This is a genomic window from Pseudomonas sp. B10(2017) (assembly GCF_002113295.1).
Classification (GTDB): domain Bacteria; phylum Pseudomonadota; class Gammaproteobacteria; order Pseudomonadales; family Pseudomonadaceae; genus Aquipseudomonas; species Aquipseudomonas pudica.
Genome location: NZ_NEJU01000022.1, coordinates 18966 through 32582 on the forward strand (window position 1 = coordinate 18966; position 13617 = coordinate 32582).

General features: G+C 60.9%; 14 protein-coding genes. 3 read left to right on the top strand and 11 right to left on the bottom strand.

Annotation, left to right across the window (positions count from 1 at the left end; translation table 11 throughout):
• Window positions 1-92: 92 nt before the first annotated feature.
• The 4 genes from CAF92_RS22050 to CAF92_RS22065 all read right to left on the bottom strand — a co-directional run bounded on the left by CAF92_RS22050 (window position 93) and on the right by CAF92_RS22065 (window position 2666).
• Window positions 93-647 carry a hypothetical protein gene (locus CAF92_RS22050; protein ID WP_085601933.1) on the bottom strand — a complete coding sequence of 185 codons (555 nt, stop codon included), beginning with the start codon at window positions 645-647 and terminating at the stop codon, window positions 93-95.
• Between the two features lie 27 nt (window positions 648-674).
• Window positions 675-1538, bottom strand: a complete 864-nt coding sequence (locus CAF92_RS22055; RefSeq protein WP_085601934.1) for a hypothetical protein — start codon at window positions 1536-1538, stop codon at window positions 675-677.
• Complete coding sequence (locus CAF92_RS22060) at window positions 1535-2128, bottom strand: 2OG-Fe(II) oxygenase (RefSeq protein ID WP_085601935.1); 594 nt, start codon at window positions 2126-2128, stop codon at window positions 1535-1537. Before CAF92_RS22060 ends, CAF92_RS22055 begins: the two co-directional genes overlap by 4 nt.
• A gap of 274 nt (window positions 2129-2402) precedes the next feature.
• A complete protein-coding gene (locus CAF92_RS22065) occupies window positions 2403-2666 on the bottom strand; it encodes a DUF3077 domain-containing protein (protein ID WP_075043948.1) in 264 nt (87 codons plus the stop codon).
• Window positions 2667-3327: 661 nt separating this feature from the next.
• Here CAF92_RS22065 and CAF92_RS22070 point away from each other — a divergent pair.
• Window positions 3328-4434, top strand: coding sequence for an NADH:flavin oxidoreductase/NADH oxidase (locus tag CAF92_RS22070; RefSeq protein ID WP_085601936.1), 1107 nt, complete (start codon window positions 3328-3330; stop codon window positions 4432-4434).
• A 200-nt stretch (window positions 4435-4634) separates the two neighbouring features.
• On the opposite strand, the gene CAF92_RS22075 is transcribed toward CAF92_RS22070, so the two are convergent.
• The 7 genes from CAF92_RS22075 to ydcS form a co-directional block, all read right to left on the bottom strand.
• Window positions 4635-4967 (bottom strand): type II toxin-antitoxin system HicB family antitoxin, encoded by a 333-nt coding sequence (locus CAF92_RS22075; RefSeq protein WP_003252175.1) that lies wholly within the window; start codon window positions 4965-4967, stop codon window positions 4635-4637.
• The gene (locus CAF92_RS22080) at window positions 4964-5182 is read right to left on the bottom strand and encodes a type II toxin-antitoxin system HicA family toxin (RefSeq protein ID WP_085601937.1); all 219 of its coding nucleotides are present in this window, start codon (window positions 5180-5182) and stop codon (window positions 4964-4966) included. The genes CAF92_RS22075 and CAF92_RS22080 overlap by 4 nt, the downstream gene beginning before the upstream one ends.
• 160 nt (window positions 5183-5342) lie before the next feature.
• The gene (locus tag CAF92_RS22085; protein ID WP_085601938.1) at window positions 5343-6767 is read right to left on the bottom strand and encodes a gamma-aminobutyraldehyde dehydrogenase; all 1425 of its coding nucleotides are present in this window, start codon (window positions 6765-6767) and stop codon (window positions 5343-5345) included.
• 17 nt (window positions 6768-6784) lie between these two features.
• Complete coding sequence (locus tag CAF92_RS22090; RefSeq protein WP_046616095.1) at window positions 6785-7591, bottom strand: ABC transporter permease; 807 nt, start codon at window positions 7589-7591, stop codon at window positions 6785-6787.
• Window positions 7581-8492, bottom strand: coding sequence for an ABC transporter permease (locus CAF92_RS22095; protein WP_046616096.1), 912 nt, complete (start codon window positions 8490-8492; stop codon window positions 7581-7583). The genes CAF92_RS22090 and CAF92_RS22095 overlap by 11 nt, the downstream gene beginning before the upstream one ends.
• Window position 8493: 1 nt before the next feature.
• Entirely contained in the window at window positions 8494-9525 is a 1032-nt protein-coding gene (locus CAF92_RS22100; protein ID WP_085601939.1) for an ABC transporter ATP-binding protein, read from the bottom strand.
• Between the two features lie 150 nt (window positions 9526-9675).
• Complete coding sequence (gene ydcS, locus CAF92_RS22105) at window positions 9676-10827, bottom strand: putative ABC transporter substrate-binding protein YdcS (protein ID WP_046616098.1); 1152 nt, start codon at window positions 10825-10827, stop codon at window positions 9676-9678.
• Window positions 10828-11044: 217 nt separating this feature from the next.
• Between ydcS and CAF92_RS22110 the strand changes: the two genes are divergently transcribed.
• A complete protein-coding gene (locus CAF92_RS22110; protein ID WP_085601940.1) occupies window positions 11045-11737 on the top strand; it encodes a tellurite resistance TerB family protein in 693 nt (230 codons plus the stop codon).
• 256 nt (window positions 11738-11993) lie between these two features.
• Window positions 11994-13616: a methyl-accepting chemotaxis protein gene (locus CAF92_RS22115; RefSeq protein ID WP_046616100.1), complete on the top strand. Its 1623-nt coding sequence runs from the start codon at window positions 11994-11996 to the stop codon at window positions 13614-13616.
• Window position 13617 lies beyond the last annotated feature (1 nt).

The window sequence follows — 13617 nt, forward strand, 5'->3', positions numbered from 1 at the left end:
ACTTGTGCTGTACCTGTGGGAGCTGGCTTGCCGGCGATCACCGGCGAAGCCGGTGCCATCCACCGCGTCGCATTCTTTGCGGTTAAAAGCTATCAGCTGAGCTCAGATAGCTTTTTTCGCTGCCGGTTTTGCCAGTGCATCACACCTGCTGCGCCAAACGAGGCCAGGCTAAGCAGTGAGAAAAACACAGTTCCCTCCAAAAGTGCGCGATTGTATATTTCGATCACATACTCCTTGAGGGATGGCTCATACAGGACTTCGTTATCGGTCGATAGCCGCCTGACGATTGGTCCGGACAAAGCATCCTCGATCTCGACGAAGAGTGGTGTTTTCTTATTGATGTTGGCAGCATCATAACGCGTTTTTTGAGCATATATCCGACGTCTGGTAACTTGTCCGCTTGGCTCTTTGTATGCAATACGAAAAGTGTAAAGCGACTTGTCGTAATCCCAGGTTTCAGGTGCAGATGCAAGCGCTGCTCTAACGCTTACCCAAGGAGCGGTTACAGGCTCTGGTGCTTCTTTCCACACTGTAAGGTGTGCGAGTGCAAGACAGGCAAAAAAAGTGCCTACGAATAACAGGGATGTTACCCGTTGAGCCGGATCCAAAGCACACATCATTTGGAGCCACGACGACCAAGTCAGCATCGGAAAGAATCTCTCGGCTCGATTTGTTTAACGGTATTTGTCTTGCTGCGGAACGGAGCAACAGGCATATTTGTCTTGACCTCCACCTATTATAGTGGTGATCGAGGGGGTTGGCCCTGTCGGTACTTGCCCATTAATGCTTTCGATTCCTATTGTTATCGAAGCTCCCCCTCCATTTGCAGGAGGGTTAGGAGGTGCAATAGGTGGGTTGACGCCTCCCGGCTGTATTATTGGCTGATCGATAGTGAATGATTCTAAGGTTCTGGTGTCCAGTTTGATCTCCAAGGTGTCCGGGTTCCACGTGATAACTTGTATTAGTCCCCCAAAATGCTCATGTATAGATTGTGCGTCTGTTATTGTCAGATTCGGCGCCAGTATCGGATTCGCGGTCTCTTTCGTTATGTCGTGTTTAATGAGTGCGTCGATTATAGGAGTGATTGTTTTTTGGATTTTTTCTGCCAGTTCCGAATTGTAAGTTCCAATTAGGCTAGCTCCCAGTGATATGGCGGTGAAAGTGAGTGCGGCCCAAGGTGCAGCTATTAGTATTGCGAAACCCGCAACGACGCCTGCTACATTACCTACAAGGCTGACGTAGTCTCCTATATTAGGTTCGTCGTTAGGCTGGTATTCGGCAACAATTTTCAGAAAGGTTACCGTGCCCGCCAAAGTGTTGGTAACGATATTTATAAACGGAACTGCGCCTGCAGTCATTTGCGTAACTGACAGTACAGAAGCAATTGCGCTGGTTGTCTGGGCACCCTGTACTACAAGTGTGAAACCCTGCTTGTCAGTGTTGAACTGATCGTGAACTGCGGCGGCTGCGCCTGCTTGGAACCCAGGCCTCCCCACCCTATCCACCATGGCGACGAATATCTCGACCCGTTTAGTCATATTTTAAAATCCTTGTTTATTGTCTTGAAAGCAATGGTGGTGCGCAGACGGTCGCAGTCTATGGTTGGTGATTTAGCTCGGTGCGGCATTTCACCGTCGAAGATTGCGATACGCCTTGGCTTGGGTAACGCCGCGGCGATAACGTCCGTCTTGGCGTCATTGCAGAATAAAAGCTCACCTCCCCACGTCGTAGCCCAGTAGTCGTTACAGAAGAGCACTGCGGTATACCCCGGCTCGCCTGGCAGGTTATCTCGGTGAATCGGGCTGTCCTGCCCGAAGGTTTGGCCGTTTGCATACACGCCGATCAGTCTGGAGTTTTTCATATGCACAGCACATAGACGTTTCCAGATGTTGATGAGGAATCCCCAGCGCTCGTTTGCAACCAGTTCTTGCTCACAACATTCCAGTGATTCACGCTTGCTTCCTGCAATGAAAAAATGCCAGCAGGGGCGAGCGAAGGGCGTGGAGTTTACTGGCCAGTCGTATCTCCATAGGGTATGTGAGAATGCGTTGTTGAGTTTGGCTTGTTCATCAGATGTAATAGCATCGTCTAGAATGCTTACATCTCTAGATGTAAATTGTCTCGTCATTTTCTATGTCTCAAGTTTTGTACATGCCTTGAAGGCTCTTGCCCAAGTAGTGCTGGCTGACGCAGTGAGACATTAGTGACTTGGTGTTGTGGGGGGCGATAGGATGTGGGGCTTACCGATTGAGAAGATTTTCCGACCCGGATGTGGCTTTTGAGGAAATTGGCTGTGGGAAATTTCCTATTGCCCCGGCGCACCGGGGCGACAAGGTATACATGGGTGTGGCAACCCATTTATGTTTGGAGTAATTACTGGCCTCTAGAAAATAACAGTAACGTCAACGAGCCATACCTAACTCGGCATCATCCATCAGTGCCTTGGCCATCGCACTGAGATAGTGCGCAGCCCAGATCATCATGGGCTTCTCATCCATCAGCCCGACGATGGTCAACTCCCGCACATAGCCCATCAATTCCGAAGCCTGATCACGGGCGTCTCGGCACGGAATGCCCGCTTCGATGCGAAATAATGGGTGGGTCTGGTTTTCACCCTGAAAGAAAGTGGTCTTGCCGACGGTGAATTGGGTGTCGTCTGTCTTCATTGATTCCTCTCCTGATCATTCTGAGCGCTTTGTCGAAGGAGAAGAAATGAGGGGCGATCAGGGACTGTCTTTTTCATATCAATCACTCGTATGGTTGCTGATTGACCGCCTCTCCGATTCCACACGAAGGGTGGCAGTTGTACGCGGTGTGGAATCCAGGCTACGAGTAAACCCGGTAGGCTTTGCGGCCTTCCGCGCACAACTGCCATGACGACAGCTACTCGATAATTGATCGGGATTCCACCCCCGGCCGCTGAATGCCAGCGACCAGCAAAGGCTAGAGAGTCAGGATTCCAGTAACAATCAGACGCGAGTCGACAGGGCTTGTAGGGTATTTCCTCAGCTTAGGCTTCACCAGATCGGGATCGTAGGGATTATCTGAAATGCCTGTCAGAGTGCCTGCCTGTAGCGGCGGTCAGGGCTGCCAGGTGCCTGCCTTGAGAGTGATGTTGCCTAGGAGATCGAGCGCCGCCCGCGCGGCGCTCGATCTCGTAGGCGCCACCACTCTCGATCCAACCCCCCTCGCATCCCACCCGAAATCCCATGGAACCTCCCCCCCAACCATTCTGGTCTAGTCTGAAGTTATGACCGGACCTGGGCCAGGGATGTGCAATTGAGTGTCCGGGCCGGATCACCATTGGAGTCCTTGGGAGGTGCCCTCATGAGCCTGCTGCTCGAGCCTTACACCCTGCGTCAGCTGACCCTGCCCAACCGCATCGCCGTTTCGCCGATGTGCCAGTATTCCGCCTTCGATGGCCTGGCCAACGATTGGCACCTCGTCCATTTAGGCAGCCGCGCCGTGGGTGGTGCTGGCCTGGTAATCACTGAAGCCGTGGCGGTGACCGCCGATGGCCGCATCACCGCTGAAGACCTCGGCCTGTGGAACGACGCTCAGATCGCCCCGCTGCAACGCATCACCCGTTTCATCACCGCCCAGGGGAGCGTGCCCGGCATCCAGCTGGCTCACGCGGGGCGCAAGGCCAGCACCTATCGCCCATGGCTGGGCAAGCAAGGCAGCGTCAAGCTCGAGGAGGGCGGCTGGCAACCGGTGGGCCCGTCGAAAATCGCCTTCGACCCGCAACACACGACGCCGCACGAGTTGAACCACAACGAGATTCAGGCTGTGATCGACGCCTTTGTCGCCTCGACCGAGCGTGCCCTGAAGGCCGGTTTCAAAGTGGTCGAGATCCACGCCGCCCACGGCTACCTGTTGCACCAGTTCCTGTCGCCGCTGAGCAACCAGCGGCGCGACGAATATGGCAGTTGCTTCGAAAACCGTATCCGCCTGACCCTGCAGGTGGTCGAGGCCGTGCGCAAGGTCTGGCCTGCCGAGTTACCGCTGTTCGTGCGGGTATCGGCGACCGACTGGGTCGAGGACGGCTGGAACCCGGATGAAACCGTCGAACTGGCCCGCCGCCTGCGTGGCTTGGGCGTCGACCTGATCGACGTTTCCTCCGGCGGCACCTCGGTCAACGCCGAAATCCCCACCGGCCCCGGCTACCAGACGCGCTTCGCCGAGCGTGTGCGCAAGGAATCGGAAATTGCCACCGGCACCGTGGGCATGATCACCGAACCGGCCCAGGCCGAGCACATTCTGCGCACTGGCCAGGCCGACATCATCTTCCTCGCCCGCGAACTGCTGCGCGACCCGTACTGGCCGCTACACGCCGACGACGACCTGGGCGGCAACAAGGCCACCTGGCCAGCGCAATACCAGCGCGCCACCAGCCGGGCCAACCCGATTCACGAGTCGGATTTGCGCGACTAGGGTCTACCTGTACTGGCCTCTTCGCGGGTGAACCCGCTCCCACAGGTACATCACTAACCTCAAGGGCTGTGATGTACCTGTGGGAGCGGGCAAGCCCGCGAAGAAGGCGGCTCGGTGTTTGGCACCGGCTTCGCCGGTGTTCGCGGCGGTTCGACGCCTCGATGACCCCGCCCCTACAACGACCGCGTTGGCTTCTCAACTCAGCTATAGGCAGCTTTGCTGAGGATATCGCTTACCCACTGGTTGATACTCTTCTCTGCCAACTCGGCCTTGGCGGCCACGCTGGCATGAAGGGTAGGTTCGAGTCGCAGGCTAAGTTTGCCAGAGTAGGTCTTCTGCGGCTCGCGGCCCAGGCGTTCGCAAGTCTCAAGATAATCGTCCACGGCTTCTTCGAATGCCTGGCGCAACTCACTGATGGATTCGCCGTGAAAACCGATCACATCGCGGATACCCGCAACGTGGCCGATCAGCAACTGGTCTTCGTCGCTGTATTCGATACGAGCGGCATAGCCGCGGTAAGTCATGACATTCATGGTATTACTCCTGCCTGCTCAAGGAACTGGCGGGCGTCTCGTAGTTGGTAGGGCTTTGCGTGCCTGTCCGGATGAGGGCGGTGGAAGGTTGCCACTGCTCCATTGAGTTCAAAGCGAACCCGTGACCCTCGTCCTTCAATCACTCGGGCACCCAGGGATACCAACAGTGATTCCACTCGCGCCCACTCCAGCGTCCTGGGAACCGGCCTTTTCAGTACTGCTTCAAGTGTGGCTTGCTGATGATTATTCTTGGTATCAGATTATGATACCAGCAAGCATGGCTCAATGGATGAGCAGTAGGAGGGAGTAGATCAAGCTTGAAGGAAATGTCTGAGATGTTAACCGAGGGGCAAAGCCCCTCGGTTAACGGTTCGGTCAATGTTTGATCATCACATGCCGCACACAGGTATAGTCCTCCAGCCCATACATCGACATGTCCTTGCCATACCCCGAATGCTTCTGCCCGCCATGGGGCATTTCGCTGACCAGCATGAAGTGGGTGTTCACCCACGTGCAGCCATACTGCAGGCGCGCCGCCAGGCGGTGAGCGCGGCCGGTGTCGCGGGTCCATACCGATGAGGCCAGGCCGTAGTTGGAATCGTTGGCCCATTCCAGCGCCTGCGCTTCGTCGCTGAAGCGGGTCACCGACACCACCGGGCCGAACACTTCGTTGCGCACGATTTCGTCATCCTGCAGCGCATCGGCCAGCACCGTCGGCTCGAAGAAGAAACCGTCGCCATCAATCGCCTTGCCACCCGTCACCAGGCGAATGTGCGGCTGGGCAACCGCGCGTTGCACCAGGCCCGCGACCTTGTCGCGGTGCTGGGAACTGATCAGTGGCCCCAGTTCGGTGTCCTCGGCTTCCTGCGGGCCCGGCTTGAGGCTGGCCACTGCGGCCCCCAGGCGTTCGACGAAACGCTCGTAGATGCCATCCTGCACATACAACCGACAGGCCGCGGTGCAGTCCTGGCCGGCGTTGTAGAAGCCGAAGGTACGGATGCCGTCGATGGCGGCATCGATGTCGGCATCGTCGAACACCAGCACCGGGGCCTTGCCACCCAGTTCCATGTGCATGCGTTTCACGCTGTCGGCGGTGGCGCTGATGATGTGCGCGCCGGTGGGGATCGAGCCGGTCAGCGACACCATGCGCACCTTGGGGTGGTTGACCAGCGGGTTGCCGACTGTCTGACCGCGGCCGAAGAGGATGTTCAGCACCCCCGGTGGCAGCAGGTCCTGGGCCAGTTCGCCGAGGCGCAGGGCGGTCAGCGGGGTCAGTTCGGAGGGCTTGATCACCACCGTGTTGCCGGCAGCCAGGGCCGGGGCGATCTTCCACGCCAGCATCATCAACGGGTAGTTCCACGGCGCGATCGAGGCCACCACGCCCAGCGGGTCGCGGCGGATCATCGACGTATGGCCCGGCAGGTACTCGCCGGCTGCCGAGCCGCCCAGGCAGCGCGCCGCACCGGCGAAGTAGCGGAACACGTCGGCAATTGCCGGGATCTCGTCATTCAGCGCGGCGCTCAGCGGCTTGCCGCAGTTCTGCGATTCCAGCCGGGCCAGTTCATCGCCATGGGCTTCGATAGCGTCGGCCAGCGCCAGCAAGGCCTGCGAGCGTTCCTTGGGGCTGGTTTGCGACCAGCTGTCGAAAGCCTGGTCGGCGGCGCGCACGGCGCTGTCCACCTGGGCCTCGCTGGCTTCGTTGATCTGCGCCAGGGCACTGCCCAGCGCCGGGTTGAGCACGGTCCAGGCCGGGCCTTGGCCAGCGACCAGCTGGCCATTGATCAGCATCTGCGTTTGCATCGGGGAATCCTCCAGGGTCATTTGCCGCTGCCCGCGACGCTTTCGCCGCCACGGGTCAGGTAATAGGCGCCAAGGATTGGCAGCATGGTCACCAGCATCACCAGCATGGCGACCACGTTGGTCACCGGCACGTCGCGCGGGCGGCTGAGCTGGTTGAGCAGCCAGATCGGCAGGGTGCGTTCGTGGCCGGCAGTGAAGGTGGTGACGATGATTTCGTCGAACGACAGGGCAAAGGCCAGCATGCCACCGGCCAGCAGTGCCGAGCCTAGGTTGGGCAGGATGATGTAGCGGAAGGTCTGCCAGCCGTCGGCGCCGAGGTCCATCGAGGCTTCGATCAGGCTCTGCGAAGTACGCCGCAGGCGAGCGATCACGTTGTTGTAGACGATCACCACGCAGAACGTGGCGTGGCCGACCACGATGGTGAACACCCCGGGCTCGATCCCCAAGGTCTTGAACGCCGAGAGCAGGGCGATGCCGGTGATGATGCCGGGCAGGGCGATGGGCAGTATCAGCATCAGCGAAATGCTCTCCTTGCCGAAAAAGCTGCGCCGGTACAGCGCCGCCGAGGCCAGCGTGCCGAGCACCAGGGCGATCAGCGTGGCCAGGCAGGCCACCTGCAGTGACAGCTTGATCGCTTCCAGCACATCGGGCCGGGCGAAGGCCACGGCGAACCACTTAAGGGTAAAGCCCTTGGGCGGGAAGCTGAATGCCGCGTCTTCGGTGTTGAACGCGTACAGGAAGATGATCAGGATCGGGAAGTGCAGGAACAGCAACCCGCCCCAGGCGGCCAGGCGCAGCCCGGCCGAGGCTTTTTCAGAGTGCATCGAAGGCCCCCAGTCGCTTGACGATGGACAGGTACACCGCAATCAGCACGATCGGCACCAGGGTGAACGCAGCGGCCATCGGCATGTTGCCGATCGCCCCTTGCTGGGCATAGACCATACTGCCGATGAAGTAGCCGGGCGGGCCGATCAGCTGCGGTACGATGAAGTCGCCCAAGGTCAGCGAGAAGGTGAAAATCGAGCCGGCGGCAATGCCCGGAATCGACAGCGGCAGTATCACCTGCACGAAGGTTTGCCCAGGCCGGGCGCCGAGGTCTGCCGAGGCTTGTAGCAGTGACGGCGGCAAGCGTTCCAGCGAGGCCTGGATCGGCAGGATCATGAACGGCAGCCAGATATACACGAACACCATGAAGCGCCCCAGGTGCGAAGTCGACAGCGTGCTGCCGCCCACGCCCGGCACCGCCAGCACCGTTTGCAGCAGGGCATCCAGATGCAGCTGCTGGACGAACCACTGGGCCACGCCGCCCTTGGCCAGCAGCAGGGTCCAGGCGTAAGTCTTGACGATGTAGCTGGCCCACATCGGCATCATCACCGCTATATAGAAAAACGCCTTGGTCTTGCCGCTGGTGTAGCGCGCCATGTAGTAGGCGATGGGGAACGCCAGCACCGCACTGGCCAGCGACACCGCCAGCGCCATGCCCAAGGTGCGCAGGATGATGTCGAAGTTCGACGGATTGAACAGCGCGGCGAAATTGCCCAGGGTCAGGTCCGGCGTCACCGCCATGGTGAAGTCGTCGAAGGTATAGAAGCCTTGCCACAGCAGGTTCAGCAGCGAGCCCAGGTAGATCGCGCCGAACCAGGTCAGCGGTGGGATCAGCAGCAAGGCCAGGTACAGGTTGGGGCGCCGGTACAGCAGGTTGGACAGGCCGCGCAGTGTGCTCATGTCAGCGGCCCTCGGTTTCCTGCAGCACCGTCATGGCTTCGCGGGGCCAGTGCGCCCGGACCCGTTGCCCGGGTTGCCACGCCTGTGCCTGCGCCTGCCAGCGGTCGTTGGCCTGGCTCACCGCCAGCAGCTGGCCGCTGTCCAGTTGCAGCTCGTAGCGGGTGGCACTGCCCTGGTACTGGATATCGCGCAGCTGGCCGCTGACCTGGACGTGCTGGCCGGCTGTGGCCGGGTCGCCGAGGCGGATGTGTTCGGGGCGGATGGAGAAGGGCGCGGGGCTGCCATTGAGCGCCGTGGCCAATTCGCCACGCACCACATTGGAGGTGCCGACGAATTCGGCAACAAAGGTGGTGGCCGGTTGCATGTAAAGGTTGCGCGGGGTGTCGACCTGCTCGATACGGCCACGGTTGAACACTGCGACGCGATCGGACATCGACAGCGCCTCGGTCTGGTCGTGGGTGACGAAGATGAAAGTGATGCCCAGCTGGCGCTGCAGCTTTTTCAACTCGCCCTGCATCTGTTCGCGCAACTTCAGGTCCAGCGCGCCAAGCGGCTCGTCCAGCAGCAGTACCCGTGGCCGGTTGACCAGAGCGCGGGCCAGGGCCACGCGTTGGCGCTGGCCACCGGACAACTGCGCTGGCTTGCGCGCGCCGTAGCCGGCCAGGGCCACCATCGCCAGGGCTTCTTCGGCGCGGCTGTGGCGTTCGGCCTTGGCCACGCCTTTTACCTTCAGGCCGTAGGCAATGTTGTCCAGTACGTTCATGTGCGGGAACAGGGCGTAGTCCTGGAATACGGTGTTGACGTCGCGCTGGTAGGGCGGTACGCCCGCAGCCTCGACACCGTGGATGCGGATCGAACCGCTGGTGGGTTGCTCGAAGCCTGCGATCAGGCGCAGGCAGGTGGTCTTGCCCGAGCCAGAGGGGCCGAGCATGGAGAAGAATTCGCCATCGATAATGTCGATGCTGACCTGGTCGACGGCCTTGACCTCGCCGAAGGTGCGGGAAACCTGGGTGAACTGGACGGCTAGGGGCATGCATAGGCTCCGGACAACTGACTTAACCCTGCGCTGGCCTCTTCGCGGGTGAACTCGCTCCTACAGGTTCATCACCGCCTGTAAGGGTGGCGCTTTACCTGTGGGAGCGGGTTCACCCGCGAAGAGGCCGGCACAGGCATTCAGGCAACCTCAGCGCCCACCCATGATCGCAATGTAATCCTGGGTCCAGCGGCTATACGGCACGAACTTGCCGCCCTGGGCTTGCGGGGTTTTCCAGAAGGCGATCTTGTCGAAGTTGTCGAAACCGTTGGTCTTGCAGCCCTCGGCCCCCAGCAGCTCGCTGCCGGTGCAGGCCGCCGGCACCGCCGGCAACGAACCGAACCAGGCTGCCACGTCTCCCTGTACCTTCGGCTGTAGCGACCAGTCCATCCATTTGTAGGCACAGTTGGGGTGCTTGGCTTCGCTGTGCAGCATGGTGGTGTCGGCCCAGCCGGTCGCGCCTTCCTTGGGAATGGTCGAGGCCACGGGCTGCTTCTCGGCCTTCAGGCCGTTGACCATGTAGCCCCAGGAACTGGAGGCGACCACGCCTTCGTTCTTCACGTCGCTCATCTGCACCGTGGCGTCATGCCAGTAGCGGTGGATCAGCGGTTGCTGCTGGCGCAGCAGCTCCAGCACGGCCTTGTACTGCGCTTCGCTCAGCTCGTATGGGTCCTGGATGCCCAGCTCCGGCTTGGCCGTCTTCAGGTACAACGCCGCATCGGCGATATAGATCGGCCCATCATAGGCCTGCACGCGGCCCTTGTTCGGCTTGCCGTCGGGCAGGTTCTGCGGCTCGAACAGCACGCCCCAGCTGGTGGGCGCCTGCTTGAACACGTCGGTGTTGTACAGCAGCACGTTCGGCCCCCATTGGTACGGGGTGCCGTAGACCTGCTTGTCGACCACGTACCAGCCACCGTCCTGCAGCCGTGGGTCGATGTTCTTCCAGTTGGGGATCAAGGCGGTATTGATTGGCTGCACCCGCTTGCCCGCGATGAGCCGCAGCGAGGCATCGCCCGAGGCGGTGACCAGGTCGTAGCCGCCCTTGGTCATCAGGCTGACCATCTCGTCCGAGGTGGCGGCGGTCTTGACGCTGACCTTGCAGCCGGTTTCCTTCTCGAAGCCGGTCACCCAGTCGTAGGCCTTGTCGCTTTCACCGCGTTCGATGTAGCCGGGCCAGGCGACGATGTCCAGGCGGCCCTCGCCGGGGCCCAGGGCCTTGGGCGGTTCGGCAGCCTGCAGGCTGGCGCTGGCCAGCACGGCGCAGGCGGTTGCGCCGAGCAATGCGGTCTTGTGCACTGACATGGTGTTCCCTCTTATTGGAGATTTTGGTCGGGGCAGTCATCAAGCAAGCAGTGAAGCGATAGTCATGAACGTGGTGCGGTGATGCGCGGTGTTGGCGATATCGAGTCTAGTTGGCTTTTTGCCAGCCAATGCAACATCCGGAAGCAAATCCCCCCGTGGCGATCGGGCGGGCAGGGCTTAACCTGACGGCTCCCTTGGCCAATGTGGAGACCGTTTGATGAATACCCGGGGATTGCTCGACCAGTTGCTCAAGTCAGGCCAGGACTTGCTTGCCAGCCAGGCTGGCAAGGGCAGCTCTGGCAAGCCAGGTACCAGTGCCGGCGGCCTTGGCAGCCTGCTTTCAGGTGCCGGTGGCGGCGCCCTGGCGGCGGGCGCCATGGGTTTGCTGCTAGGCAACAAGAAAGCCCGCAAATATGGCGGAAAGGCCCTCACCTACGGCGGCCTGGCCGCGCTCGGTGTGCTGGCCTACAAGGCCTACGGCAACTGGCAGGCGAGCCAGCAGGTGGCCGCCGCCGAGCCACAGACCGTAGACCGACTGCCGCCTGCCCAGGCCGAGCTGCACAGCCAGGCGGTACTTCGGGCGCTGGTTGCGGCGGCCAAGTCCGATGGCCATATCGACGAACGCGAGCGTGCGCTGATCGAGGGCGAGTTCACCCGCCTGGACAACGACCGCGAGTTGCAGCACTGGCTGCATGCCGAGCTGAACAAGCCGCTGGACCCGGCCGAAGTGGCCCGTGCCGCGCAAACCCCGGAAATGGCTGCCGAGATGTACCTGGCCAGCGTGATGATGGTCGACCAGGAAAACTTCATGGAACGCGCCTACCTGGACGAACTGGCCCGCCAGCTGCGCCTGGACCCGGCCCTGCGCCAGGAACTGGAAAGCCAGGCAAGGCTTGCCGCCGGCCAGTGATGGGGGCTGCGTTGCAGCCCATCGCCGGCAAGCCGGCTCCCACAGGGATCGCACATGCCCCGAGCTCATGCGGTCGAGGTGGGAGCCTGGCGTGCCGGCGATGGGCCGCACAGCGGCCCCAATGGCGTTGGGCACAAATGACCGGTCTGTCGGCAAGGTTACCTGGTTACCCCACATTTCAGCCGCATGAGCGCTGGGCGCCTGGGCTATACTTCGTCGATTTTTCCCGCTCGTTGTGATTTCCTGAGGGCTGAATGTGAAGAACTGGACCTTGCGCCAACGGATCCTGGCAAGCTTTGCCGTGATCATCGCCATCATGCTGCTGATGATCGTGGCCGCCTACTCGCGGTTGGTGACCATCGCATCCGCCGAGCAGGCAGTGGGGACCGACAGCATTCCCGGCCTCTACTACAGTTCGATGATCCGCAGTGCCTGGGTCGACAGTTACGTCACCAGCCAGCAGCTGGTGGGGCTGTCCAACCACCGCGAATTCACCTCGGCCGACACGGAGCTGTTCAAGAGCTTCCAGGACCGCCTGAAACAGCACATGGACAGCTACCAGGGCACCATTCAGGATGATGACGACCAGGCGCGCTTCGACACCTTCATCCAGATGAAAGATGCCTACCTCAAGATTGTCGACCAGGTGCTGGAAGCCTATCGACAGCGCAACTACGCCGAAGCCCAGCGGTTGATCACCGATGTGCTGACCCCGGCCTGGATCGAAGGCCGCAAGCACCTGAACGAAGTGATCGAGCACAACCGCGCCTCCGCCGACGCCGACACCAACGAGATTGTCGGCGCCGTGAGCACGGCCAAGGGCAGCATGATGGTTTCGCTGCTGCTGGCGATCATCGCCGCCGGTATCTGCGGCCTGTTGCTGATGCGCGCCATCACCGCGCCCATGCAGCGTATTGTCCATGCCCTCGACAAACTGCGCTCAGGTGACCTGAGCATGCGCCTGAGCCTGGACCGCAAGGACGAGTTCGGCGCCATCGAAAGCGGCTTCAACGAAATGGCCGAGGCCCTGGCCAACCTGGTGGCCCAGGCCCAGCGTTCGTCGGTGCAGGTGACCACCTCGGTGACCGAAATCGCTGCAACCTCCAAGCAGCAGCAAGCCACCGCTACCGAAACGGCTGCCACCACCACCGAAATCGGCGCCACCTCACGGGAAATCGCCGCCACCTCGCGTGACCTTGTGCGCACCATGACCGAAGTCACCTCGGCCGCCGATCAGGCCTCCAGCCTGGCCGGTTCCGGACAGCAGGGCCTGGCACGCATGGAAGAAACCATGCACCAGGTGATGGGCGCCGCCGACCTGGTCAACGCCAAGCTTGGCATCCTCAACGAAAAGGCCAGCAACATCACCCAGATGGTGGTGACCATCGTCAAGGTTGCCGACCAGACCAACCTGCTGTCGCTCAACGCTGCCATCGAAGCGGAAAAGGCCGGCGAGTATGGCCGCGGCTTTGCCGTGGTGGCCACCGAAGTGCGCCGCCTGGCCGACCAGACCGCCGTGGCAACCTATGATATCGAGCAGATGGTGCGCGAGATCCAGTCGGCGGTGTCGGCCGGGGTCATGGGCATGGACAAGTTCTCCGAAGAAGTGCGCCGCGGCATGTTCGAGGTGCAGCAGGTGGGCGAGCAGCTCAGCCAGATCATCCACCAGGTGCAGGCGTTGGCGCCGCGCGTGCTGATGGTCAACGAAGGCATGCAGGCCCAGGCCACCGGTGCCGAGCAGATCAACCAGGCGCTGGCCCAGCTCAGCGATGCCAGCACCCAGACGGTCGAATCACTGCGCCAGGCCAGTTTCGCCATCGATGAGCTGAGCCAGGTGGCCGCTGGCCTGCGTGGCGGCGTTTCGCGCTTCAAAGTCTGAC

What these genes read in the sequence shown, in the direction of transcription:
- CAF92_RS22070 (WP_085601936.1), top strand. Translation starts at nt 3,328, where the DNA reads ATGAGCCTGCTGCTCGAGCCTTACACCCTGCGTCAGCTGACCCTGCCC.
- CAF92_RS22055 (WP_085601934.1), bottom strand. Translation starts at nt 1,538, where the DNA reads ATGACTAAACGGGTCGAGATATTCGTCGCCATGGTGGATAGGGTGGGG.
- CAF92_RS22110 (WP_085601940.1), top strand. Translation starts at nt 11,045, where the DNA reads ATGAATACCCGGGGATTGCTCGACCAGTTGCTCAAGTCAGGCCAGGAC.
- CAF92_RS22075 (WP_003252175.1), bottom strand. Translation starts at nt 4,967, where the DNA reads ATGAATGTCATGACTTACCGCGGCTATGCCGCTCGTATCGAATACAGC.
- CAF92_RS22090 (WP_046616095.1), bottom strand. Translation starts at nt 7,591, where the DNA reads ATGCACTCTGAAAAAGCCTCGGCCGGGCTGCGCCTGGCCGCCTGGGGC.
- CAF92_RS22095 (WP_046616096.1), bottom strand. Translation starts at nt 8,492, where the DNA reads ATGAGCACACTGCGCGGCCTGTCCAACCTGCTGTACCGGCGCCCCAAC.
- CAF92_RS22065 (WP_075043948.1), bottom strand. Translation starts at nt 2,666, where the DNA reads ATGAAGACAGACGACACCCAATTCACCGTCGGCAAGACCACTTTCTTT.
- CAF92_RS22060 (WP_085601935.1), bottom strand. Translation starts at nt 2,128, where the DNA reads ATGACGAGACAATTTACATCTAGAGATGTAAGCATTCTAGACGATGCT.
- ydcS (WP_046616098.1), bottom strand. Translation starts at nt 10,827, where the DNA reads ATGTCAGTGCACAAGACCGCATTGCTCGGCGCAACCGCCTGCGCCGTG.
- CAF92_RS22050 (WP_085601933.1), bottom strand. Translation starts at nt 647, where the DNA reads ATGCTGACTTGGTCGTCGTGGCTCCAAATGATGTGTGCTTTGGATCCG.
- CAF92_RS22100 (WP_085601939.1), bottom strand. Translation starts at nt 9,525, where the DNA reads ATGCCCCTAGCCGTCCAGTTCACCCAGGTTTCCCGCACCTTCGGCGAG.
- CAF92_RS22085 (WP_085601938.1), bottom strand. Translation starts at nt 6,767, where the DNA reads ATGCAAACGCAGATGCTGATCAATGGCCAGCTGGTCGCTGGCCAAGGC.